The following is a 24,069-nucleotide window of genomic DNA, read 5'->3' on the forward strand; positions in this document are numbered from 1 at the left end:
CCGGCTATAACCGCGGCGCGCGATGTCTTAGAATGGCCGCACTGTTTTCTACATCCACTCCATGAAGCCATCGACGGAAGACCGCTGGTCCGACCTGCGCCCCGACCCCGACAACGACACGCCGCTCTATCTGCAACTCGCCCGCAAGCTGGGCGACGCGATCCACGACAACCGCTGGGCCGCGGGCGAAGCGCTGCCTTCGGAACGGCTGCTCGCGGAATCGCTCGGCGTGTCGCGAATCACCGCGCGCAAGGCGATCGCGCTCCTCGTCGAGCAAGGGCTCATCCGGCGCACGCAAGGCGCGGGCAACTTCATTCAGCCGCGCTACGAGGATCCGCTGTCGCGACTGTCGAGCTTCAGCGAGATGCTCAAGCGCCGCGGCTTCACGCCGAGCTCGACGTGGCTGTCGCGCGACGTCCAGCCCGCGAATCGCGACGAGGTGATCCAGCTCGGGCTGTCGCCCGCCGCGTCGGTCACGCGCCTGAAGCGCCTGCGGCTCGCGGACGGCATCGTGATGGCCGTCGAGAACTCGACGTTTCCCGCAACGATCGTTCCCGATCCGCAGGCGATCGGCGATTCGCTGTACAGCTATCTCGAGCAGCGCGGCACGCCGATCGTGCGCGCGCTGCAGCACTTCCGCGCGGTCAACGCGACCGACGAGATCGCGCGGCAGATGGGCATCGCGCCGCACGACGCGCTCCTTCTGATCACGCGGATCGGCTTCACGCACGATCAGCGCGCGATCGAGCTGACCGACACATACTGTCGAAACGATTACTACGATTTCGTCGTCGAGCTGCGCAAGTAGGCGGCAAGCGCGCGTCACGGCAGCCAGCGCGGCGCATCGCGGCCGAATGGCGCGGGGCCGCACGAAAAGCGCGGCGGCGTCGCCGACAGCGTCTCCGCATGCCGCACGCCGCGCACCGCGCCGAACGGCGACGCGAGCGCGTCGTCGAGGCAGTCCCGCACGTCGTCGAGCGTCGTGTCGGGCACGCGCTCGCCGCCTTCGACAATGCCGAACGATTGCAGCCAGCGCCCCGTCTGCGCGAGCGACACGCGCACGTGCCAGCTTCCGCCTTCGCGCGCGCGACGCGCGAGCGCCGTCATCGCGCCGAACGCGGCGAGATAGCCGGTCGCGTGATCGAGCGCCTGACACGGCAGATGCCGCGGCGCGCGCCCGCCCGCTGCCCGCCGCTCGACCCACGCGATGCCGCTCGCCGACTGCACGAGGCTGTCGAAGCCGCGACGCGACGCCCACGGCCCGTCATAGCCGTATGCGCACACCGATACGCAGACGATGCCCGGATGCCGCCGCGCGAGATCATGCGCGCCGAAGCCGCGTGCGTCCAGCGCGCCGGGCCGGTACGACTGCACGAACACGTCGGCTTGCGAGGCAAGCGCGTCGAGCGTCGCGCTACCCTGCGCGTCGCGCAGATCGACGAACGCCGCACGCTTGCCGCGGCCGTTGTCGATCGCGAACGCGGGAATGTTCGGCAGATGCGGGCTCGTGACGACGAGCGTCTGCGCACCATGCGCGGCGAGCGTGCGCGCCGCGACCGGCCCCGCGATGATCCGCGTCAGATCGAGCACGCGCACGCCGGAAAGCGGCTGCCCGGCCGCATGCGGGCCCTCGTCCGCCCCCTCGTCCGCCCCGATCGGCCGCGGCGGCGCATCGCCGGTTCGCTCGATCTCGACGAGCGGCCGGCGCGCGAGCGCGCGCGCGTGCTCATGCGCCTGCCATTCTTCCGGAGACCGAATCAGTGCCGCACACAGGCCCGCATCGGCGAGCGCCGCTTCCAGCGCGTCGCCGTCCCAGCCGCGCACCGCCGCCGCCACCTGCGCGCGCTGTTCGCCGCAACCGAGCACGTCGAGCGCGCCTCGCAGGTGATGCGGGAAATTCGCATGCAACTGAATCCACCGCGCGTCGCGCGTCTCGTAGAAGCCGGTGACGGGATGCCTCGGCTCGGGCGGCGCGCGACCGTCGATGCGCAGATACCGCTCGCTGCGAAACGCCGCGAGCGCGTGCCGCACCGATACGCGAACCCGCTGCGCGCGAGCCGTCCGCACACGATCGCATTCGGCGGCGGCGAGCCCCGCCGCCGCGATCGACGCCGCAGCAAGCGTGCCGATTCGATGAACCGACGGCAGGCACGGATCGCCGCCGTCGAGATCGACGCGTTCGAGCGCGGCCGGGTCGCCGCCCGCGAGACGCCACAGATGCGTCAATGCGTGCCGGGGAGTCATCGCATCGGCCTCGCCGTGGTGAACATTGAAACGAGTCTAGAATGGCGCGCGGACGCATTCAATCCCGATTGCGAGCCTCCGTGCTCGACGAACGGCCGCCGCGCGAGCGTCGCGCGCGCATCGCCCCGATCGTCCGTCCGCCCTTCGACCGAGGAACCGCCGCCATGTCCCGCTTGAGCGCGAACGAAGCCGCGCAACTGCTCGGCGTCAGCGTGCCGACCCTCTACGCGTATGTGAGCCGCGGCCTGCTGCGCTCGCGCGCCGACGGCGCGAGCAGGCGCCGCTATTACGACGCCGACGAGGTTCGCCTGCTCGCGCGCCGCCGCGCGGACGCGAAGCGCGCGGGGAACGTCGCGGAGCGCACGCTCGATTGGGGCGTGCCCGTCCTCGAATCGCGCATCACGCAGATCGCAAACGGCACGCTGCGGTATCGCGGCCGCGATGCGATCGCGCTCGCGACGGCGGCGACGCTCGAAGAGACCGCCGCGCTGCTGTGGGAGTGCCCGCCCGCGCGCTTGCAAGCGGCGCCCGGCGTCGGCCCGTCGTTCGATACGGCGCGCTGGCTCGGCGCGCTCGATCCGTGGCGCGATCTGTCGCCGCTCGAGCGCGCGCTCGCGCTGCTGCCCGTCGCCGCGCCCGCGACGCTGTCCGATGCCGCCCGCGTTTCGCCGTCGGCCGACGATGCGCCGCCGCGTGACGCATCGCCCGACATACCGGCTCCCGCCGCTGCTCCCGCCGCCAACGCCGACGTCCGACGCCGCGAGGCCCAGCTCGACGAAGCCGCCGTGCTGCTGCGCGTCGCGACGGCCGCGCTCGCGGCGCGCGCGCCGTGCGCCGAGCCCGTGCATCGGCAGTTCGCCGCCGCATGGCAACTGACGGACCCGCGCGACGCCGAGCTGCTGCGAATCGCGCTCGTGCTCTGTGCCGATCACGAGCTCAATCCGTCGACGTTCGCCGTGCGCTGCATCGCGTCGACGGGCGCGCCGCTGTTCGGCGCGATCGCGGGCGGCCTCGCCGCGCTGTCCGGACCGCGCCACGGCGGCGAGACGCGGCGCGTCGCGGCGCTCCTCGACGGCGCCGCGCACGCGCGCGATCTCGACCGCTACGTCGCCGCGCGGATCGCCGCGTACGAACGCGAGCCGGACGCGCGCACGCGGCTGCCGGGCTTCGGCCATCCGCTGTATCCGGACGGCGACCCGCGCGCGACGCTGCTCGTTGACGCACTCGCCGCCCGCGCGAACCCGAACGCCGCGCTCGACGGCGCGCTGTCGCTCGTCGACGCGGCGCAAGCCGCGCTCGGCGACAAGCCGACGATCGATTTCGCGCTCGTCGCGCTCGAGCGCACGCTCGCGCTGCCGCCGGGCGCCGCGTTCGCGCTGTTCGCCGCCGGGCGCGTCGCCGGCTGGATCGCGCATGCGCTCGAGCAGCGCGCCGACGGCAAGCTGATCCGGCCGCGCGCGCGTTACGTCGGCGTCGACCAGGCGGCCTGAGCGCGCCAGACGGCCGCCGGGTCCGGATAGCCGGGTAGCCGGGTGCAGGTGCGGTTTTCGCGCATGGCCTGCTCCGCTCGTGAAAGTCCTTCGATATCCCGATGATTCATCGCGATGCGCGCGTCGCCCCATGCACGCCTGCGCGCGCCGCTCGCTGCACGCATCGCCGGCTTTCCCTACAATGTCGGCTGCCCGCCCGAACGCGCCCGCAGCGCCCCGCTTTCATGCTCCAAGCTCCGCCCGCCGCCCCGAGCGAGAAATCGCTGACTGTCATGCTGTGGCTCGTCGCCACCGGTTTCTTCATGCAGACGCTCGATGCGACGATCGTCAACACCGCGCTGCCGTCGATGGCCGCGAGCCTCGGCGAATCGCCGCTCAGGATGCAGTCGGTCGTGATCGCGTACTCGCTGACGATGGCCGTGATGATCCCCGTGTCCGGCTGGCTCGCCGATACGCTCGGCACGCGCCGCGTGTTCTTCAGCGCGATCCTGGTCTTCACGCTCGGCTCGCTCCTGTGCGCGAACGCGCACACGCTGCCGCTCCTCGTCGCGTTCCGTGTGATCCAGGGCATCGGCGGCGCGATGCTGCTGCCCGTCGGGCGGCTCGCGGTGCTGCGCACGTTCCCCGCCGAGCGCTATCTGCCCGCGCTGTCGTTCGTCGCGATTCCGGGCCTGATCGGCCCGCTGATCGGGCCGACGCTCGGCGGCTGGCTCGTGAAGATCGCATCGTGGCACTGGATCTTCCTGATCAACGTGCCCGTCGGCATCGCGGGCTGCATCGCGACGTTCTATTCGATGCCCGACGCGCGCAACCCGGCCGCGGGCCGCTTCGACCTGAAAGGCTACCTGCTGCTCACGATCGGGATGATCGCGATCTCGCTGTCGCTCGACGGCCTCGCCGATCTCGGCATGCAGCACGCGATGGTGCTCGTGCTACTGATCCTGAGCCTCGCGTGCTTCGTCGCGTACGGCCTGTACGCGGTGCGCGCGCCGCAGCCGATCTTCTCGCTCGAGCTCTTCAGGATCCACACGTTCAGCGTCGGCCTGCTCGGCAACCTGTTCGCGCGGATCGGCAGCGGCGCGATGCCGTATCTGATCCCGCTGCTGCTGCAGGTGAGCCTCGGCTACGACGCGTTCGAGGCGGGCCTGATGATGCTGCCCGTCGCGGCCGCGGGGATGTTCTCGAAGCGGATCATCACGGTGCTCATCACGCGCCACGGCTACCGCCAAGTGCTGCTCGCGAACACGATCATGGTCGGGCTGATGATGGCGAGCTTCGCGCTGATGAGCGACGCGATGCCGGCATGGCTCAAGATCGCGCAGCTCGCCCTCTTCGGCGGCTTCAACTCGATGCAGTTCACCGCGATGAACACGCTCACGCTGAAGGACCTCGGCACGGGCGGCGCGAGCGGCGGCAACAGCCTGTTCTCGCTCGTGCAGATGCTGTCGATGAGTCTCGGCGTGACGGTCGCGGGCGCGCTCCTCGCGACCTTCACTGGCATGATGCGAAGCGTCACGCCGACGCACACGCTGCCCGCGTTCCATGCGACGTTCGTGTGCGTCGGCCTCATCACCGCCGCGTCCGCGTGGATCTTCGCGCAGTTGTCGCCAGACGTGCGCGGCGCCGCGCGGCGCAAGACCGATCCGTCCGAGCGCGCGTGACGCGGGCGGGACTGCCGCGCGGCCGGCATGGCCGCGACGGCGCGCTCGAGATGGCTGGCGGGCGAGCGGGATTTCGCATCGCCGTCGAAGGAGGCCGTGTGCGGCCGCTTCGGCGCGGTTGCGGCGCGCGCGACGGACCGGCCCGCGCGAACGCACGCGCTTGCCCGGACGTCGCTGCGGCCGGCCCTAAGCCCCTCGGCTCTGTTCGCCTCCGGCCGTTCGGGCATCCGAGCGCTTCGACACCCGAGCGCGGCGCCTTCGAGCGTCCGATTGTCGCAGCGCGCCCGCCGCGCGCCGGTCCGGCGCATGTCCGGACGCGCCTCGCGGCGTCCCGGCGAACTGCCCGAACGCCGCGCGCCGCGCCGCCGCGACGCACGGCGCACCATGCGAGTGCACCATGTCCGCGCTGCGCGCGAAGCGGCGGCGCGCCAGCGCGCCTTTTTGCGCATGGTTCTTGCTCACCTATTCTGTAGGTAAACTGACGGTTCTCAAGCAGCCGAATCATGAGCATGATCGACATCGATCCCCCCAGCTTCCAGTCGCCGCGCCCGATCGCGGGCGACGACGGCAACCGGCGCACCGTGCTGTACGGCGACTACACCGTATTCAGTGTGTTCCAGCCGGTCTTCTCGGTGTCGCATCGCCGTGCGATCGGCTACCACGCATCGCTGCGCGCGCACGATTCGCACGGCAACCAGGTGCCGTCGCACGAGGTGTTCACGCAGGCCGCGCGCCGCGGCGATCTGCTCGAACTCGGGCGGCTCGCCGAATCGCTGCATCTCGGCAACTTCCACACGTTCGACAGCCATGACGAATGGCTCTTCCTGAGCCTGCATCCCGCCGCGCTGATGGACACCGTCTACGGCGACGCGCTCCTCGCGAACCTGAAGGCGCTCGGGCTGCCGCCGCAGCGCGTCGTGCTCGAGGTGCCCGAGCAGGCGGGCGGCGAGACGCCGCGCTTCGCGGCGATCGTCGACGGCCTGCGCAAGGCGGGCTTCCTGATCGCGCTCGGCGGCTTCGGCGCGAAGCACTCGAACATCGATCGCGTCTGGCACCTGCATCCGGACATCGTCACGCTCGATCGCGGCATCCTCGCGCAGGCGAGCGAGCATTCGCATCTCGAGCGCGTGCTGCCCGGCCTCGTGTCGCTGCTGCACGAATCGGGGCAGCTCGTGCTGATGGGCGGCATCACGACCGAGCGCGAAGCGCTGATCGCGCTCGAATGCGGCGTCGATTTCGTGCAGGGGCAGTATTTCGCCGGGCCGAGCGTCGAGCCGGTGCAGCCGCAGGTCGCGGCGGGCATCATGGATACGCTGTCGGCCGCGCTGCGGCTGCGCGTCGCCGAGCGCTCGCGCGCGCAGGAAGCCCACCTCGCGCCGTATGTCGCCGCGCTGCTGCGGGCGGGCGCGCTGTTGCGCGAGGGCCGCGACCTGACCGAAGCGTCGAAGGAACTCCTCGAGCTGCCCGAGGCCGCGCGCTGCTTCCTGCTCGACGCATCGGGCCGGCAGATCGGCGACAACGTGCTGCCGCGCGTGCATGCATCGCAGCGCGCGAAGCGCTTCAGCCCGCTGCTGCATTCGGAAGGCGCGAGCTGGGAGCGCCGGCCGTACTTCATCGAGGCGATGCGCGTGCCGGGGCGCGTGCACTTCACGCCGCCCTATCTGTCGATCAACGAAGCGCACCTGTGCGTGACGGCGTCGATCGCGACGCCCGCCGCGCAAGGCATGCAGGTGCTGTGCGTCGACATCAACTGGGAAGCCGCGGCGCACCGCGACTAGCGGGACACGGCCGAGCGTCGGGCGCCCGTCGCCCGGGCGTTCGCGCGGCTGACGCGCGTCATGCGCGTTAGCCGCGTTAGCCGGCCGCGGCCGCGCGCCTTCTCACGACGAGCCGATGCACGCGCTTGCCGGACGATTCGCTCGTCCGCTCATGCTCGAACAGCACGTCGCACGCATCGCCGAGCGCCGCGTGCACGCGTTCGGCATCGACCACCTCGTAGAGCCGCCCGCGCCCGTCGCGCTGCGCGTCGCCCGTCGTCACCCGCCAGCTCAGATACAGCGTGCCGCCCGGCGCGAGCAGCTCGACGAGCCGCGCAACCGCCGCATCGACGTCCGAAGCCGGCAGATGCATGATCACCGTCTCGCACAGCACGTTGCGAAACGCGCCGGACGGCACGCCCGCGAGCGCCGGCAGCAGCGCCTGCTCGAAGCGCAGCGCCGGATGGCTGCGCCGCGCTTCGGCGACAAGCGACGCGCTGCCGTCGTAGCCGCAAGCGTCGAAGCCGCGGCTCGCGAGCCATGCGACGTCGCGCCCCGCGCCGCAGCCGACGTCCGCGGTCGGCCCAGGCTCGAAGTAACGTTCGAGCAGCGCATACATGTCCTCAGGCGCCGGTTGTTCGTCCCATTCGCGTGCGTAATCGGCCGCGTGGCGGTCGTATGCGTCGAGTGTCGTGCGATCCATCGTCGTCTCCTCGGTAGGCGGTCGCGCGCCGGCTCGCCGGGGCGGGCACGCGCCGCCGTCATATTAATCGGGATGGGCTCTTCACGCTTCGGACATCGCGGCGTCGCGGTGACGGCCGAAGCGATGCGGCGGCCACGCGTCCGGGATGTCGGCGAGGGCCGACGCGCCGTCGCGCCGACCGATTGCGTCGATGTCGACGGCTCGATGCCCGCATCGATTGCCATCCGCGAACGACGTTCGACGTCATCGGCAGGCGAGCGTCGACGATCGGCAATGACGCGTCCGGGCGGACCGCGCACGCCGAACGACCGTCTCCCGCAGCCACGAGCGATCCGCCGCGCCCATGCCGACAACCGCACGGCGACACGGCCACGCGTGCGCGTCGCGAGGGCCTGCCGGCCGATGCGCGCGAAGCATCCGACCGCCTCCCAGCGCTACCCCGCCCGCGCCGCCGCGCGCAATTCGGCGAGCAGCGCGTCGCCGCCCCACGCGGGCCGCGCCTGCGAGCGCTCCGCGTCGTGGACGAGCGCGCAAAGGCGCGCGTTGACGGGCGCCGCGCGTCCGAGCTGCCCGGCCAGACACACGATCTCGCCGTTGATCCAGTCGACCTCGGTCGTCCGCCCCGCCGCCAGATCGTCCGACATCGACGAACGCGCGAGCGGATCGATCTCGAGCATCTTCCGGCCGAGCCGCGCGAACAGCGGGTCCGGCACGCCCAGCACCCGCGGCACCCATGTGGCGGGCAGCGGCGTGAGCCGCGCGGGGCGGACCCCGGCCGCCGCCAGCAGGCGCAGCGCCTCGATTTGCGCCAGCGCGAAGCAGCGCCGATAGCTGCGCGCCGCGAGCTCTTCCTTCAGCGGCCGGTTCGCGAGCGCGTTGATCGCGTTGTTGAGATTGAGCAGCAGCTTCGCCCACTGAACCGCGCGCATGTCCGCGCACGGCACGAGCGGCAGCCCCGCGCGCGCGAACGCATCCGCGAAGCGCCGCAGCGCGGGCGCGGCCTCGACCCGCAGCTCGCCCGCCGTGCCCTGGTGGAACGCGCCCTCGCCGCGCGCGATCACGTTGAACGGCACCATGCCGGCGAGTACGGTTGCGTCGGGCAGCGCAGCGCGCAGCGCGTGCGCGTTGCGCACGCCGTTCTGAAAGCTGATGACGACCGCGTCGGGCCGCGCGATGCGCGCGAGCGCGGCGCCGGCGGCGGGCGTCGCGGCCGATTTCACCGTGACGAGCACGAGCTCGGCCGATGCGGCCGCCGCATCGGCCGTCGAGAACGCGATCGCGGACGGCGGCACGCGCGCGTCGCGGCCACGGTAATCGGACAGCGAGAGCCCATGCGCGCGCAACTCGCGGCCGATCCGCTCGCGGCCGATCAGCGCGACGTCGGCGCCGCCCGCGAGCAGCCGGCCGCCGATATAGCAGCCGACCGCGCCCGCGCCATAGACGCAAATCGCCGCCATCGACGCGGCTCAGACGCGCGCGTTGCGCGCGCCGACGCGCACCGGCCCGGCGCGCCGCTCGACCTCGTCGCGCACTTCGCCGCGCAGCCCGGCGAAGAACGCGACTTCGGCGACGACGAACAGCGGGCCGACGACGAGCCCGATCAGGTCGTCGACGAACGCGGGCTTGCGGCCCTCGAAGCAATGGCCGACGAACTGGATCACCCAGCCGGCGAAAAAGAGCCCGAGACCCGCGCCGAGCCAGAGCGCGGTCGTCTGCGCGGCGAGCGCGCGGCCGGCCCAGAGACTCAGCGCGAGCAGCGCGGCCATCGCGACGCCGAAGCGCAGATCGAGCCGCAGGTAGAAGAGCGCGGCCGCTAGCGCGACGAGCGCCGCGGGCGTGAGCGCGAGCGCGCCCCATGCGCCGAACGCCGGCCGCGACAGCAGCACCGTCACCGCGACGACGATCATCGGAATGCCGACGAGATGCGTCGCGATGTTGCGCGCGTCGCGGTGATAGGCCGCGTACTGCGCGAGTTGATCGACCAAGGTTCTCATCGTGTCTCCTCCTGCTTCTGATGCGAGTGAGCGCTATCATGCCCGTCACGCGACGTTTTCTCTGTCAGCTACCCGACACCGCGACGGCCGATGCATCCGCTCTTCGAACCCTATCGCCTCCAGCTCGACACGCACCCGTGGTTCGGCGCGCTGCCCGCCGCGCTGCGCGAGGCGCTCATCGCGGCCGCGATGCCGCACCGGCTCGCGTCGGGCCAGGTGCTGTTCCGCCGCGGCGACGCGCCGTGCGGGCTCTACGCGGTGCTGAGCGGCGCGCTGTCGGTGGGCGCCGTCGACGCGAGCGGCAAGGAAGCGCTCCTCACGGTGGCCGAGCCGACGACGTGGTTCGGCGAAATCGCACTCTTCGACGAGTTGCCGCGCACGCACGACGCGATCGCGCTCGAAGACGCGCTGCTGATGCACATTCCACAAGCTGCGCTGCAGCAACTGCTCGACGAAACGCCCCGCTACTGGCGATATTTTGCGCTTTTGATGGCGCAGAAGCTGCGCATGTCGTTCATGAACGTCGAGGCGCTGACGCTGATGCCCGCCGCGCAGCGGCTCGCGGCACGGCTGCTGATGATCGCGGAAGGCTACGGCGGGATCGGCACGCGGCATCGGCGGGTCCGGCTGTCGCAGGAACGGCTCGGCGCGATGCTGTCGCTGTCGCGGCAAACGGCGAACCAGTTGCTGAAGGATCTCGCGGCGCGCGGCGTCGTGAGGCTGCACGTCGGCGAAATCGAGATCGTCGATCTGGATGCGCTGCGCGCGGCGAGCGGCGCGGGCGATGCACGAGCGGACGGCAACGCAAACAGCGCCGCCGGCGACGCCAACCGCACAGACGCGTCGCGCGCTTCGCGCCGCCGATCGTAATCGCGCAAGCGGCCGCGGCAACGGCGGATTCGGAATCCGAATCGATATCGATCGAGATCGGGGCCAGCACCGGCAAGAACGAATGCCATCGCCAACGCGCTTCGTCGCGCAATACGCATGTCCGCCGATGCACGCAACGGCGCGCGCGCCGCAGACCTATCCGTCGCCGCGTCGCCCCGCGCCCGCCAATCCGGTCGGCGATTTTCCCACAACGCACACGCGAGCCCGCTATCATCGCGCTTCGCTCCTCTCGCACCTTCATGCGCGGCCGCCATCATATGCACGCCTCCCGCTCCACCATCGGCCGCGCCTGGCCGGTCTTCGTCGCGTTCCTGCGCCTCGGCGTCACGTCGTTCGGCGGCCCGATCGCCCACCTCGGCTATTTCCGCGACGAATTCGTCGTCCGCCGGCGCTGGCTGAGCGAGCGCAGCTACGCGGACCTCGTCGGCCTCTGCCAGTTCCTGCCCGGCCCGGCGAGCAGCCAGGTCGGCATCGCGATCGGCCTGTCGTGCGCGGGCTACGCGGGCGCGCTCGCCGCGTGGGCAGGCTTCACGCTGCCGTCCGCGCTCGCGATGACCGCGTTCGCGTACGGGATCGCCGGCGCGGCGGGCCATGCGCTCGCGCCGGGCGCGCTGCACGGGCTGAAGATCGTGTCGGCGGCCGTCATCGCGCAGGCCGTCTGGGGCATGGCGCGCAATCTGTGCCCCGACGCGCGGCGCGTGACGATCATGACGGCCGCGACGGGCGTCGCGCTCATCGCGCCGTCGACATGGACGCAGCTCGCCGTCATCGCAAGCGCGGGCTGCATCGGGCTGCTGCACATCGCCCCCGCGCGCGACGGCGCGCACGATCCGCTGCCGATCTCGCTCGGCCGCCGCGCCGGCGCGTGCTGCCTCGTGCTGTTCGCCGCGCTGCTGGCCGGCCTGCCGCTCGCCGCGCGCGCGTCGGGCAGCCACGCGCTCGCGATCGTCGACGCGTTCTACCGCGCGGGCGCGCTCGTGTTCGGCGGCGGACACGTCGTGCTGCCGCTGCTGCAGGCGTCGGTCGTCGCGCCCGGCTGGGTCGGCGGCCAGACATTTCTCGCGGGCTACGGCGCCGCGCAGGCCGTGCCCGGCCCGCTCTTTACGTTCGCGGCGTTTCTCGGCGCGTCGATGAAAGACGCGCCGTCGGGCTGGCTCGGCGGCGCGCTCGCGCTCGCCGCGATCTTCGCGCCGTCGTTCCTGCTCGTCGCGGGCGCGGTCCCGTTCTGGGAACTCTGGCGAACGAACGCGCGGATGCAGGCGGCGCTCGCGGGCGTCAACGCGGCCGTCGTCGGCCTCTTGCTCGCCGCGCTTTATCAGCCGGTGTGGACGGACGCGATCCTCGCGCCGCGCGACTTCGTCGCGGCGCTCGTCGCGTTCGTCGCGCTGACGTTCTGGCGCGTGCCGCCGTGGATCGTGGTGATCGTCGCGTGCGTCGCGGGGTGGGTCGTCTTTTCGGCTTGATGCGCTTGATGCGCTTGACGGGTCCGTCGATCGCGCGCCGAGCGCGGCGATCGGTTCACCCTCGTCGAACGCGCGCCGCCGCTGCCGGACGATCGCAGGCGCGACAGCGGCCACGCATCCGGCCACAGCGTCGCCGCGCGTGCGTCGCCGTGCGGATGACGAGACGAAGAAACGAAATTCGGGGAAAGCCATGAACGCGGATCGCGCGGACGTTCCTTGCGATGCGCATCCGATCCGAGACGAGCAGGCGCAATCGCTGCGGCCCGCCCGCACCGCCGTCGCCGGCCGCGCGGACGAGCCGGGCCCCCGGTCAAGGGCGCCCGGCGGCAACGACTCAGTCCGGCCGGCGCTCGCCGCCGCCTGCCGGACTCACGCGCCGATCAGGGGAACGCCTTCATCCCGAGCAACGCCGCGACCGCGAACCCGGAGACGTTCGTCTCCTGATCCGGCGAGCCGGGGTAGTCGTGGATGCCGTGCGTCCGCGGATCAAGCACGTTGTTCACGATCCACGGCAGCGTCGTCGACGGCGCCTGCATGCCCTGCGTCGGCGCGCCGAGCAGCAGGATCACGTCGGACAGCGCGTACGCGGGGTCGGTCGATGGCGAGCGGATGCTGCCGTCGGCGGCCGTCTGGTTGGTCATCCACTGGATCGAGCCGATGCTCTGCGAATTCGAGCCGAACACCCACGGCAGGTAGCCCTGCGGGAAGATCGTATCGATGCCGAGATCCGCGTCGAGCGGCGCGCCCGTGTCGCGGCCGACCGAATAGCGCTGCGCGTCCGCCATGTAGAACTGCGACGGCACGTTGTTCCTCAGGAAAGCCGCCTTTGCCGCGTAGTTCGGATTGTCCGGAAACAGCAGCGCGCCCGCGTTCATGCCGAGATAGACGTCGCCCTGATCCGCCGCGTACTCGTATGGCCAGAACTGCCACGTGGTGCTGCCGACGGGCAATTGCCACGAGCTGCCCGAGTAGCCGCTCGGATTGATGTTCTTCGCGAGCACGAAATCAAGCGCCGCGCGCGCATTGGCGCCGTACTGCGTGACGAGCGCCGTGCTGCCCGTCAACTGTCGGTCGAGATAAAGCAGGTAGACGAACAGCGCGGACGTCGCGTCCACGCCGCGCACGTCGGCAATCCCGGTGCCCGGCGACGTCGCAATCGCAGCGTACGGCGGCGTCATCGAGTAGGCATAGCGCCAACTGCCCCGCCAAGCCGGATCGGTCATCTCCTCGCGCGCGGCGAGCCACGCGATGCCCTTCTCGAGGCCGGTCAGGTACTTCGCGTCATGCGTCGCGCCGTATGCGGCCGCGAGGCCGATCAGCGCGTACTCCATGTCGGAGTCCGTATTGGCGGTGTCCGTGCCCGCCTCGTCCGGAATCGCGCCGTTGATGTCCTGCTGAGCGAGGATGAAATCCGCGATCTGCAGCGCCATCGTGCTCTGCGTGCCGGTACTCGTGCTGCTCGTGGTACTGCTGGTGGTGCTGGTCGTGCCCGTGGTGCTCGACGTGCCGGTACCGCTCGATGTGCCCGAGCCGTGCGGCGATTTGAAGGCGCTGGCGCCGGGTGCGCCGCCCGAGCCGTCGGAGCCGCCGCAAGCGGCGGTCATCAGCGTCACGGACGCGCAAAGCGTTGCGCCGATCAAGGTACGAGTGCCTCGTAAGAGTGCCATATTGTCTGTCTACCTTTTCTACAAGCCAAGAAAAGTACCGCGCCCCCCCGGACGCGACGGCACACTGAATGCCGGGCGACGGCGAGATCACCGCCGCCCGGCGAAATCGGGCATGGCAAGCACAACGCCATGCCCCGAAAACAACGACGGGATCGCGCCCGCTCACGCGAAGCGCGCGCTGAACGAGCGAACTCGCCGGCCGCCGCGATTCGTCCCCCGACGAGCGGATGCGCTTCGCTCGTCGATGCCGACATTCACGGCTACCGGCCAATCCGCTGAAGGAATGGCAACCTGACGCAAGTAGGGTGGGCCCCCGTTAAAGACGAAAAAAAAGCCCTCCGATGGAGGGCTTCTTCGCCGAGACTGATTCGAGATCTCGTCACTATGTATCGCTCGATTTTTTCCGAACTGTAATCGTCAGATGACGGGCGCGCCTTAAGCGAAGTTCTTCGCGGCGAAGTCCCAGTTCACGATGTTCCAGAACGCTTCGACGAACTTCGGACGCGCGTTGCGGTAATCGATGTAGTAAGCGTGCTCCCACACGTCGATCGTAAGGAGCGGCTTGTCGGCCGTCGTGAGCGGCGTGGCCGCATTGCTCGTCGACACGATGTCGAGCGAACCGTCCGCCTTCTTCACGAGCCACGCCCAGCCCGAGCCGAACGTGCCGACCGCCGCCTTCGTGAACGCTTCCTTGAACGCGTCGAACGAGCCCCACTTCGCGCTGATCGCGTCGCCGAGCGCGCCCGTCGGCGCGCCGCCGCCGTTCGGCGACAGGCTGTTCCAGAAGAACGTGTGATTCCAGATCTGCGCGGCGTTGTTGAAGATGCCGCCCGACGACTTCTTCACGATCTCTTCCAGCGGCAGGCTCTCGAATTCCGTGCCAGGGATCAGGTTGTTCAGGTTCGTCACATAAGCCTGGTGATGCTTGCCGTAGTGATACTGGATCGTCTCCTGCGAGATGTGCGGAGCGAGGGCGTCTTCAGCGTACGGCAACGGCGGGAGCGTATGAGCCATGATCGGTTCCTTCGAAGTGTATGTAGGGAGGACAGTGTTGGGTGCCGCGGAACGCCCGATTGTAGGCGAGTCCGAATAACCCCGCAAACTCGCGGGCCTTTATCCGTCTCATCCGAAAAATCGACGCTCGCGCGGCATGCGCAAGACGCGCGACGTCCGCGTGCCGCGCGTGCGTCGCCGGGTCAGAACGGGTCAGAACGTATCCGAAAGACGCGGTTGCACATCGGCGAGCGACACGTCGGCCGAGCCCTCGGCGAGATGCACGGTCAACCGGCGCTGCGGCTTGAGCGCCGCGGGCGCGCGCACCGCGCGGCCCGTCTGCGCGTCGATGATCGCCGCGTAGCCGCGCTCCAGCGTGCGTTGCGGGCTCAGCACCTCGAGCCGCGCCGCGCACGCGGCGACGCGCGCGGTGTCGCGTTCGAGACGCCGCTGCAGCGTCGCATCGAGCCTTTGCGCGAACGTCGCGAGCACCTGCCGCGCCTGCGTGACGTCGGGCCGCGCGCGCTGCCAGCGCAATTGCACGAGCGCGAAACGCGCGCGCGCGTCGCGCACGGGCCGCGCGCCCGCCGCCGCGAGCCGCGCGGCGAGTTGCCCCACGTGCATGGACTGGCGCTGCAGGCGCTCGGCCGGGCTGATCAGGCGGCGCGCGAGCCAGTCGAGCTGCTGCGCGCGCGAGTCGAGGCCGCGCCGCAAGCCGCGCGCGAGCGCGTTGCGCCGGTCGCCCAGCTCGCGCAGCAACAGCGCGCGCTGCGGGCTCACGAGCTCGGCCGCGCCGGTCGGCGTCGGCGCGCGCACGTCGGCCGCGAAATCGGCGATCGTGAAATCGGTCTCGTGGCCGACGCCGCAGACGACGGGCACGTCGCTCGCCGCAATCGCGCGCGCGAGCCCCTCGTCGTTGAACGACCACAAGTCCTCGATCGAGCCGCCGCCGCGGCAGACGATCAGCACGTCGACCTCGCGCCGCGCGTTCGCGGTCTCGACCATCGCGGCGAGCTTCTCCGCCGCGCCCGCGCCCTGCACGGGCGCCGGATAGACGATCACCGGCACGTGCGGCGCGCGGCGCGCGAGCGTCGTCAGCACATCGCGCAGCGCGGCCGCCTGCAGCGACGTGACGATGCCGATCGCGCGCGGATGCGTCGGCAGCGGCCGCTTGCGCTCGGGCGCGAAGAGCCCTTCGGCCTCGAGCTGCGCCTTCAGCCGCAGGAACGCTTCGTAGAGCCGCCCCTGCCCGGTGCGCCGGATCGCCTCGACGTTCAGTTGCACTTCGCCACGCGGCTCGTACATCGTGACGAGCGCGCGCACTTCGATCTTGTCGCCTTCGCGCGGCATGAACTCCGCGTGTTGCGCGCGGCCGCGGAACATCACGCAGCGCATCTGCGCCTGCTGATCCTTGATCGAGAAATACCAGTGGCCGCTCGCCGCGCGCGTGAAGTTCGACACTTCGCCCGCGACCCACAGCAGCGGGAACGTGCGCTCGAGCATCGTGCCGATCGCGCGGTTGAGCGCGGACACGGGAATGACGCCGTCGCCCGCGGGCGCGCCGCCGGAGCCGGCAAAGGTGGTTTCGGAATGCATGGACGGTCGGAAGATTTCAGGCGCCCAACGATAGACCGCCTCGGCGCGCGCGGCAAGCCGCGCGTGCGGGCCGCCCAGGTGTCCACACGGCGCGCGAAACGGGGACGGGGTTGTAACAATCGCCCCGAAACCCCTGATGATTTCGATCAAATGCTTGATTTCAATGGTTTTTTTATCGAGCCCAACACGCATTGCGCCGACTGGAAGCCCGCCGCACGGCCTTGACGAACGCTTCGACGCGGAGTTTTTCACAGAGTTATCCACAGGCCGTTCACGCACGCGGCCATGCGGCGCGCACCGCATGCCGCGCCCGCGCGACTTGCGGGCCGCGCGGCGGGCGCGCTAGAGTGCCGCCTTTCGAAGACCGCGCGGCCGCCCGCCGCCATCCGGAGAAACCGTGTTGACGAATCCGTCCTCAGCCGCGCCGCGCGGCGCCTCGCGCATCGCGTCATGAGCGCTCGGCCGGGATTGCTCGCGCGCGCCGAAGCGCGCCTCACTCGCGAATGGCAGCGCCGCGGCGCGCTCGCGTGGGCGCTCGCGCCCTTCGCATGCGCGTTCGGCGCGATCGCCGCGCTGCGCCGCGCCGCCTATGCGCGCGGCTGGAAGAAACGCGTCGACTGCGGCGTGCCCGTCGTCGTCGTCGGCAACGTGACGGTCGGCGGCACCGGCAAGACGCCGACGGTGATCGCGCTCGTCGACGCGCTGCGCGCTGCGGGCTTCACGCCCGGCGTCGTGTCGCGCGGCTACGGCGCGAAGATCGTCGCGCCGACCGCGGTCACGCCCGAGTCGCCGCCGCAGCGGGCGGGCGACGAGCCGCTGCTGATCGCGCGCCGCACGCTCGCGCCCGTGTGGGTGTGCCCGGACCGCGTCGCGGCCGTGCGCGCGCTGAAGGCCGCGCACCCCGAAGTCGACGTCGTCGTGAGCGACGACGGCCTGCAGCACTACCGGCTCGCGCGCGCAGTCGAGATCGTCGTGTTCGATCATCGCCTCGGCGGCAACGGTTTCCTGCTGCCGGCCGGGCCGCTGCGCGAACCGCTGTCGCGCCGCCGCGACGCGACGCTCGTCAACGATCCATACAGCCGCGCGCTGCCGCCGTGGCCCGACACGTTCGCGCTCGCGCTCGCGCCCGGCGACGCATGGCATCTCGATCGGCCGTCGCGCCGCAGGCCGCTCGCGCAGTTCGCGGGCGAGCGCGTGCTCGCGGCGGCGGGCATCGGCGCGCCGGAGCGCTTCTTCGCGACGCTGCGCGCGGCGGGCGTCACGCCCGCGACGCGCCCGCTGCCCGACCACTACGCGTTCGCCACGAACCCGTTCGCCGACGATCATTTCGACGCGATCCTGATCACCGAGAAGGATGCAGTAAAATTGGGGACTTCGTGGCGCGACACTCGCATCTGGGTCGTCCCGGTCGAAGCCGCGCTCGATCCCCGCCTTATCGCTCTCGTTGTGGAGAAACTCCGTGGACGCACGTCTGCTTGAAATCCTCGTCTGCCCGATTTGCAAGGGCCCGCTCCACTACGACCGCGGCGCGCAGGAGCTCGTCTGCAACGCCGACAAGCTCGCGTATCCGATCCGCGACGGCATCCCGGTGATGCTCGTCGACGAAGCGCGGCAGACCGTCGAAGGCACGCCGGTCGATCCGGCCGGCCCGGCCCAGGGCCGCTGACGCACACGCGGCGCGACCGCCGCCGTCGCGCCGTCCGGGCGCTCGCGCCAGGCCGGCGCCCGCCCGATCCAACGCTGCTGCCCGCATGTCACGCGGGCGCATTTTTCGAACCCTTTGCGCTTCGCGCCCGTCCGATGACCTCCCCGCCCCCTTTCGTCGCCGTCGTCCCCGCCCGTCTCGCGTCGACCCGCCTGCCGAACAAGCCGCTCGCCGATCTCGGCGGCAAGCCGATGGTCGTGCGCGTCGCCGAGCGCGCGCGTGAAGCGGGCGCGCAGCAGGTGCTCGTCGCGTCCGATGCGCAAAGCGTGCTCGACGCGGTGCGCGAGCACGGCTTCGACGCGGTGCTCACGCGCGCCGACCACCCGTCCGGCACCGACCGCCTCGCCGAGGTCGCCGCGAAGCTCGGCTTCGGCGATGACACGATCGTCGTCAATGTTCAGGGCGACGAACCACTGATCGATCCGCAGCTCGTGTGCGACGTAGCGTCGCACCTCGCCGCGCATCCGTCGTGCGCGATCGCGACGGCCGCGCACCCGATTCACGAAGCGCACGAGGTGTTCAATCCGAACTACGTGAAGGTCGTGCTCGACGCGAACGGCGTCGCGCTGTACTTCTCGCGCGCGCCGATTCCGTGGTCGCGCGACGCGTACCTGCCGCACTGGCCGAACGTCGCGGCGATGCCCGCGCCGACGTGCCCCGTCTATCGGCACATCGGCCTCTACGCCTATCGCGCGCGTTTCCTGCGCACGTATCCGACGCTCGCGCAGGCGCCGATCGAGGCGGCCGAGCAGCTCGAGCAACTGCGCGCGATGTGGCACGGCGAGCGGATCGCGGTGCTCGTCACCGAGCACGCGCCCGAGGCCGGCATCGACACGCCGGCTGATCTCGAACGCGTGCAGGCCCTTTTTCGGTCTCGCGCCAAATAACCCATGGCATAATCGGGCGATTGTGCGAGCGATCCGCCCGCGCCGCTCACCGAGATTCCGCCCCAAGCCCGACATTCGCCGGCCGCCGCGCGTCGCTTTCGACCCGCCGCAGTCAGACCGGCCGATCGCGCTTGCGGCAGGGTCGCCGAGCCGCGCAGCGGTTCCCGTAGCGTCTCGCGCCAAAGCATTCACATACCGGAGATATCACCATGCGTTTGATCCTGTTGGGCGCGCCCGGCGCGGGAAAGGGCACCCAGGCAAACTTCATCAAGGAAAAGTTCGGCATCCCGCAAATCTCGACGGGCGACATGCTGCGCGCCGCCGTGAAGGCCGGCACGCCGCTCGGCGTCGAGGCGAAGACGTACATGGATGAAGGCAGGCTCGTGCCGGATTCGCTGATCATCGGCCTCGTCAAGGAGCGCCTGAAGGAGGCGGACTGCGCGAACGGCTACCTGTTCGACGGCTTCCCGCGCACGATCGCGCAGGCCGACGCGATGAAGGAAGCGGGCGTCGCGATCGACTACGTGCTTGAAATCGACGTGCCGTTCCCGGAAATCATCGAACGGATGAGCGGCCGCCGCACGCACCCGGCGTCGGGCCGCACGTACCACGTGAAGTTCAACCCGCCGAAGGTCGAGGACAAGGACGACGTGACGGGCGAGCCCCTGATCCAGCGCGACGACGACAAGGAAGAGACGGTGAAGAAGCGCCTCGACGTGTACGAAGCGCAGACGAAGCCGCTCATCGCGTACTACGGCGACTGGGCGGCGCGCGGCGCGGAGAACGGCCTGAAGGCGCCCGCGTACCGGAAGATCTCCGGCCTCGGCTCTGTCGACGAAATCCGCGCGCGCGTGTTCGACGCGCTGAAATAATCGCGCCGCGGCGTGCGCCGCGCATGCCGCACGCGTGACGATGACGAAGGAACCGCCCTCCCCGGGCGGTTTTTTTTCGTCCGGTCGTTCGCTTCGCGCCGGGCTTCGGCGCTCGCTCGTACAATCGTCGCAGCGCGCGCGTCGCTTCACGACATTCGATCGACATTCATTCCAATCAATCCAAGGAGAAGGAGCAAACATGGAGATTCGCGACAACGTCTTCCTGATCACGGGCGGCGCGTCCGGGCTCGGCGCGGGCACCGCGCGCCTCTTGACCGAGGCGGGCGGCAAGGTCGTGCTCGCCGACCTGAATCAGGAAGCGGGAGAAGCGCTCGCGCGCGAGCTGGGCGGCGTGTTCGTCAAGTGCGACGTCGCGCGCGAAGAAGACGCGCAGGCGGCCGTCGCCGCCGCGACGAAGCTCGGCACGCTGCGCGGGCTCGTCAACTGCGCGGGCATCGCGCCCGCGGCGAAGACGGTCGGCAAGGACGGCCCGCACCCGCTCGAGCTGTTCGCGAAGACGATCACCGTGAACCTGATCGGCACGTTCAACATGATTCGCGTCGCAGCCGCCGCGATGGCCGCGAACGAGCCGGCGCAAACCGGCGAGCGCGGCGTGATCGTCAGCACCGCGTCGGTCGCCGCGTTCGACGGCCAGATCGGCCAGGCCGCGTACGCGGCGTCGAAGGCGGGCGTCGCCGGCATGACGCTGCCCATCGCGCGCGACCTGTCGCGCAACGCGATTCGCGTGATGACGATCGCGCCCGGCATCTTCGAGACGCCGATGCTGCTCGGCATGCCGAAGGAAGTGCAGGACGCGCTCGGCGCGATGGTGCCGTTCCCGCCTCGCCTCGGCAAGCCGGCCGAGTACGCGATGCTCGTCAAGCAGATCGTCGAGAACCCGATGCTCAACGGCGAGGTGATCCGCCTCGACGGCGCGATCCGGATGCAGCCGAAGTAACGAAGCGGCGCGCGCGGCCGTCGGGCGCCCCGCCCGGCCGCCCCGCCGCTCAATCGTCGTCGTCGCGCTGCATCCGCTGCCGCAACTCGCTGACCTGCGCTTCGACGATCGTCGCGTCGACCGCGTCGGGCCGCTCGCCGAGATACGTCTGCAGATCCTCGAGCGCGGGACGCAGGTAGTCGAGGCGCGCGTACGCGAAGCCGCGGTCGCGCACTTCGTCGAGCTGCCCCGGCAGCAGGATCACGAGCCGTTCCTGCACGCCGAGCAGCCGCTGCCAGCGCTCCGTCTGCAAATAGACGGCCTTCAGGTTGTTCAGCATCCGCGCGACGATCTCGCGTTCCGTCGCCGGCTGCAGCAGCGCGCGCAGCACGCTCGCCGTGCCGCCCTCGGCATGCGCGACGTACGGCTCGAGCATCTCGACGAGCTCCGGTTCCGACAGCGAGCGCCCCGTCGTCGGATCGAGGATCGAATCGCCGTCCGGCAGCGCGATGCGCAGCAGGAAATGCCCGGGAAACGACACGCCGCGCGCCGGCACGCCAACCTGCCCGGCAAGCTCCAGATACAGCACCGCGAGCGTAATCGGAATCCCGCGGCGGCGCTTGAGCACCATGTTCAGATAGCTGTTGTCCGGATCGTAGTAGTCGTTATGGTTGCACGCGAAGCCGAGCTCGCGGAAGAAGAAGTCGTTCAGGAGCGCGAGCTTCTCGCTCGCGCCCGCGCCGTCCGGCAGCCGCCTCGCGAGCCGCGCGGCGAGCGCATCGAGCTCGGCGAGCACGCCTTGCAGGTCCACGTCGGGATAGGCGTCCTGCGCGAGCGACAGCGCCGCCTCGGTGAGCGGCAGGCCGTCGTCTTCGGCGACGAGCGAACTGAAATAGTCGAGAACGCGAGTCATTGGGGTCCGTTACTTGGCGCGCCGTCTGAAGTACGCGTATTTGAAACCCATCAGCCACAACATACCGAAATATAGTGCAGCGAACAGAACGAGGCAGGCGGCCATCAGCGCGATCCGCTCGAGCGGCGCCGCGCGCATCGCGGTCCAGTCGAAGTTGATCGCGAGCCAGTGCATCACGCCGGCGAGCACGAGCGACGCGCCCGCGAGCTGCGCGAAAAAACGCAGCCAGCCGGGCGACGGCTGGTAGATGCCGCGGCGGCGCAACCCGATGAAGAGGAGCAGCGAATTCAGGCACGCGCCGACGCCGATGCTGAGCGTGAGCCCCGCATGGCCGATGATCGGCACGAACACGTAGTTCGATAGCTGCGTGACGACGAGCACGCCGACCGCGATCTTCACGGGCGTCTTGATGTCCTGCTTCGCATAGAAGCCGGGCGCGAGGATCTTGATGAGGATGATGCCGACGAGGCCGATCCCGTATGTCGCGAGCGCGCGCGCGACCATCGTGACCGTGTGCGCGTCGAACTTGCCGTAGTTGAAGAGCGTCGCCGTCAGCGGCTTGGCGAAGAAGAAGAGCGCGAGCGCGCTCGGCGCCGCGAGCAAGAACGTGACCCGCAGTCCCCAGTCGAGGAGCGCCGAATACTCGGTCGGATCGGCGTCGACATGCGCCTTCGACAGGCTCGGCAACAGGATCGTGCCGAGCGCGACGCCGAGGAGCGCGGTCGGGAATTCCATCAGCCGGTCGGCGTAATTGATCCATGACACGGCGCCCTGCCCGAGCCGCGACGCAATGTTCGTATTGATGATCAGCGATAACTGCGCGACCGACACCGCGAACGTCGCGGGCACCATCTTCGCAAGCACGCGCTTCACGCCCGGATGCGCGAGCGCGCGCATCGGATTGACGCCGATCGCGGGCACCATGTCGATCTTCTTCAGCCCCGGCAACTGCACCGCGAACTGCAGCACGCCGCCCGCGATCACCGCCCACGCGAGCGCGTAGACGGGCACCTTCAGATACGGCGCGACGAACACGGCCGCGACGATGAACGCGACGTTCAGCAGCACGGGCGCGAACGCCGGCAGCGAGAAGCTCTTGTATGTGTTGAGCACGCCCGACGCGAGCGTCGTGAGCGAAATGAACACGATGTACGGGAACATGATCTGCGTCATCGCGACGGCGAGCGGGAACGCCTGCCCGTCCGCGCGCAGCCCCGACGCGACCGCGAACACGACCCACGACGCGCCGGCGATCCCGGCGAGCGACAGGAATGCGAGCGCCCACGCGAGCACGGTCGACATCGCGTCGACGAGCGCTTTCGTCACATCATGCCCTTTTTGATTCTTGAACTCGGCGAGAATCGGCACGAACGCCTGCGAGAACGCGCCTTCGGCGGACAGCCGGCGCAGCAGGTTCGGAATGCGGAAGGCGACGTAGAACGCGTCGGTGAATTGACTGGCGCCGAACGCGCGGGCGATCAGCGTCTCACGGGCCAGTCCGGTCACGCGCGACAGCAGCGTGAAGCCGCTGACCGTCAGCAGGGCTCGGAATAGATTCATGGGGCGCTTATTATACGGACCTCGGGCGACGGCGACCGATACGTTCGAGCAAAAGGGGCGTACCGGCGCGGGCGTACCGGCGCGGGCGGACCTGCGAGAGGCATCCGGTCATGGGCGCGCCGCCGTCGACATATCGGCACGGACGCCCGCGCCGGCGTTTCGGCGAATGCGTCTTGCGCTTGTCACTCGCTTGATTTTGTTGTTATAATTGTCGGTTTCTGAGCCTGTCATACGATACGCGTGCGTTGCGTGCGTCGCCCAAGCGTCGTTTCGCGGTCAAGCGCGTCGGCCGGCCTCGGTTAAAACCGACGTTTTTTTTGCGCTCCCGGGCAATCGCTCCCGGGAGTCGGATCGAAAAGCAGCGCTTGGCCGTCAGGCTCCAAGCTCTGGAAACAGGACAGGATAAGGAACCGTCATGGCTAACTCCGCACAAGCACGCAAGCGCGCCCGCCAGGCAGCGAAGGCAAACTCGCACAACTCGGCGCTGCGTTCGAAATTCCGCACCGCGATCAAGGCCGTCCGCAAGGCGATCGACGCCGGCGATCAGGCAAAGGCCGCCGAACTCTTCAAGGCCGCGACGAAGACGATCGACACGATCGCCGACAAGAAGATCGTTCACAAGAACAAGGCCGCTCGCCACAAGAGCCGCCTCTCCGCAGCCGTCAAGGGCCTGCAGGCACAAGCCGCGCAGTAAAGATCCGGCGCGCCCGCAAGGCGGGCGCCCTGTTTCCTCTGC

Annotated in this window: 21 protein-coding genes; 12 read left to right on the plus strand and 9 right to left on the minus strand. The window is 70.1% G+C overall.

Annotated elements, in window-relative coordinates:
* The first annotated feature begins 61 nt into the window (after positions 1–61).
* Entirely contained in the window at positions 62–808 is a 747-nt protein-coding gene (locus tag WT16_RS04710; protein WP_015600055.1) for a GntR family transcriptional regulator, read from the plus strand.
* Between the two features lie 14 nt (positions 809–822).
* On the opposite strand, the gene WT16_RS04715 is transcribed toward WT16_RS04710, so the two are convergent.
* A complete protein-coding gene (locus WT16_RS04715) occupies positions 823–2,244 on the minus strand; it encodes a CoA transferase (protein WP_063532799.1) in 1,422 nt (473 codons plus the stop codon).
* A gap of 164 nt (positions 2,245–2,408) precedes the next feature.
* Between WT16_RS04715 and WT16_RS04720 the strand changes: the two genes are divergently transcribed.
* The 3 genes from WT16_RS04720 (at position 2,409) to WT16_RS04730 (ending at position 7,173) form a co-directional block, all read left to right on the plus strand.
* Positions 2,409–3,734, plus strand: coding sequence for a citrate/2-methylcitrate synthase (locus WT16_RS04720; RefSeq protein ID WP_063533058.1), 1,326 nt, complete (start codon positions 2,409–2,411; stop codon positions 3,732–3,734).
* A gap of 224 nt (positions 3,735–3,958) precedes the next feature.
* Complete coding sequence (gene mdtD / locus WT16_RS04725) at positions 3,959–5,395, plus strand: multidrug transporter subunit MdtD (protein WP_009911484.1); 1,437 nt, start codon at positions 3,959–3,961, stop codon at positions 5,393–5,395.
* Positions 5,396–5,898: 503 nt separating this feature from the next.
* The gene (locus WT16_RS04730) at positions 5,899–7,173 is read left to right on the plus strand and encodes an EAL domain-containing protein (protein WP_063532800.1); all 1,275 of its coding nucleotides are present in this window, start codon (positions 5,899–5,901) and stop codon (positions 7,171–7,173) included.
* A gap of 76 nt (positions 7,174–7,249) precedes the next feature.
* Here the strand turns inward: WT16_RS04730 and WT16_RS04735 are convergent, their stop codons facing one another.
* The 3 genes from WT16_RS04735 to WT16_RS04745 form a co-directional block, all read right to left on the minus strand.
* Positions 7,250–7,855 carry a class I SAM-dependent methyltransferase gene (locus tag WT16_RS04735; RefSeq protein WP_006024792.1) on the minus strand — a complete coding sequence of 202 codons (606 nt, stop codon included), beginning with the start codon at positions 7,853–7,855 and terminating at the stop codon, positions 7,250–7,252.
* A gap of 434 nt (positions 7,856–8,289) precedes the next feature.
* Entirely contained in the window at positions 8,290–9,312 is a 1,023-nt protein-coding gene (locus WT16_RS04740) for a 2-dehydropantoate 2-reductase (RefSeq protein ID WP_063532801.1), read from the minus strand.
* A 9-nt stretch (positions 9,313–9,321) separates the two neighbouring features.
* Positions 9,322–9,849, minus strand: a complete 528-nt coding sequence (locus WT16_RS04745) for an Mpo1-like protein (RefSeq protein WP_015602466.1) — start codon at positions 9,847–9,849, stop codon at positions 9,322–9,324.
* Positions 9,850–9,939: 90 nt separating this feature from the next.
* Between WT16_RS04745 and WT16_RS04750 the strand changes: the two genes are divergently transcribed.
* Positions 9,940–10,719, plus strand: a complete 780-nt coding sequence (locus WT16_RS04750; protein ID WP_015600673.1) for a Crp/Fnr family transcriptional regulator — start codon at positions 9,940–9,942, stop codon at positions 10,717–10,719.
* 278 nt (positions 10,720–10,997) lie between these two features.
* Positions 10,998–12,203, plus strand: a complete 1,206-nt coding sequence (gene chrA / locus WT16_RS04755) for a chromate efflux transporter (RefSeq protein WP_063533059.1) — start codon at positions 10,998–11,000, stop codon at positions 12,201–12,203.
* Positions 12,204–12,583: 380 nt separating this feature from the next.
* On the opposite strand, the gene WT16_RS04760 is transcribed toward chrA, so the two are convergent.
* The 3 genes from WT16_RS04760 to xseA form a co-directional block, all read right to left on the minus strand.
* Positions 12,584–13,870, minus strand: coding sequence for a hypothetical protein (locus WT16_RS04760; protein ID WP_041861751.1), 1,287 nt, complete (start codon positions 13,868–13,870; stop codon positions 12,584–12,586).
* 435 nt (positions 13,871–14,305) lie between these two features.
* Positions 14,306–14,884: a superoxide dismutase [Fe] gene (sodB, locus tag WT16_RS04765; RefSeq protein ID WP_006024786.1), complete on the minus strand. Its 579-nt coding sequence runs from the start codon at positions 14,882–14,884 to the stop codon at positions 14,306–14,308.
* Positions 14,885–15,076: 192 nt separating this feature from the next.
* Entirely contained in the window at positions 15,077–16,459 is a 1,383-nt protein-coding gene (gene xseA / locus WT16_RS04770; protein WP_006024785.1) for an exodeoxyribonuclease VII large subunit, read from the minus strand.
* A gap of 450 nt (positions 16,460–16,909) precedes the next feature.
* Here xseA and lpxK point away from each other — a divergent pair, with 450 nt between their 5' ends.
* The 5 genes from lpxK to WT16_RS04795 all read left to right on the plus strand — a co-directional run bounded on the left by lpxK (position 16,910) and on the right by WT16_RS04795 (position 20,881).
* The gene (gene lpxK / locus WT16_RS04775; protein WP_043282042.1) at positions 16,910–17,938 is read left to right on the plus strand and encodes a tetraacyldisaccharide 4'-kinase; all 1,029 of its coding nucleotides are present in this window, start codon (positions 16,910–16,912) and stop codon (positions 17,936–17,938) included.
* The gene (locus WT16_RS04780) at positions 17,919–18,125 is read left to right on the plus strand and encodes a Trm112 family protein (protein WP_006024783.1); all 207 of its coding nucleotides are present in this window, start codon (positions 17,919–17,921) and stop codon (positions 18,123–18,125) included. Before lpxK ends, WT16_RS04780 begins: the two co-directional genes overlap by 20 nt.
* 134 nt (positions 18,126–18,259) lie before the next feature.
* On the plus strand, positions 18,260–19,051 hold the full coding sequence (kdsB, locus tag WT16_RS04785; RefSeq protein WP_063532802.1) for a 3-deoxy-manno-octulosonate cytidylyltransferase: 792 nt from the start codon (positions 18,260–18,262) through the stop codon (positions 19,049–19,051).
* A 209-nt stretch (positions 19,052–19,260) separates the two neighbouring features.
* Positions 19,261–19,923, plus strand: coding sequence for an adenylate kinase (gene adk, locus WT16_RS04790; protein ID WP_063532803.1), 663 nt, complete (start codon positions 19,261–19,263; stop codon positions 19,921–19,923).
* Positions 19,924–20,122: 199 nt separating this feature from the next.
* The gene (locus WT16_RS04795) at positions 20,123–20,881 is read left to right on the plus strand and encodes a 3-hydroxyacyl-CoA dehydrogenase (RefSeq protein ID WP_009911462.1); all 759 of its coding nucleotides are present in this window, start codon (positions 20,123–20,125) and stop codon (positions 20,879–20,881) included.
* Positions 20,882–20,930: 49 nt separating this feature from the next.
* Here WT16_RS04795 and WT16_RS04800 read toward each other — a convergent pair whose 3' ends face one another.
* Together WT16_RS04800 and murJ are read right to left on the minus strand one after the other, a co-directional pair.
* Complete coding sequence (locus WT16_RS04800; protein WP_006024779.1) at positions 20,931–21,773, minus strand: tetratricopeptide repeat protein; 843 nt, start codon at positions 21,771–21,773, stop codon at positions 20,931–20,933.
* Positions 21,774–21,782: 9 nt separating this feature from the next.
* The gene (murJ, locus tag WT16_RS04805; protein ID WP_063532804.1) at positions 21,783–23,333 is read right to left on the minus strand and encodes a murein biosynthesis integral membrane protein MurJ; all 1,551 of its coding nucleotides are present in this window, start codon (positions 23,331–23,333) and stop codon (positions 21,783–21,785) included.
* A 415-nt stretch (positions 23,334–23,748) separates the two neighbouring features.
* Here murJ and rpsT point away from each other — a divergent pair, with 415 nt between their 5' ends.
* Positions 23,749–24,027 carry a 30S ribosomal protein S20 gene (gene rpsT / locus WT16_RS04810; protein WP_004189743.1) on the plus strand — a complete coding sequence of 93 codons (279 nt, stop codon included), beginning with the start codon at positions 23,749–23,751 and terminating at the stop codon, positions 24,025–24,027.
* The last annotated feature ends 42 nt before the right edge of the window (positions 24,028–24,069 follow it).

Origin of the sequence: Burkholderia sp. MSMB1589WGS, from assembly GCF_001636105.1 — a bacterium.
Taxonomy (GTDB): Bacteria; Pseudomonadota; Gammaproteobacteria; order Burkholderiales; family Burkholderiaceae; genus Burkholderia; species Burkholderia humptydooensis.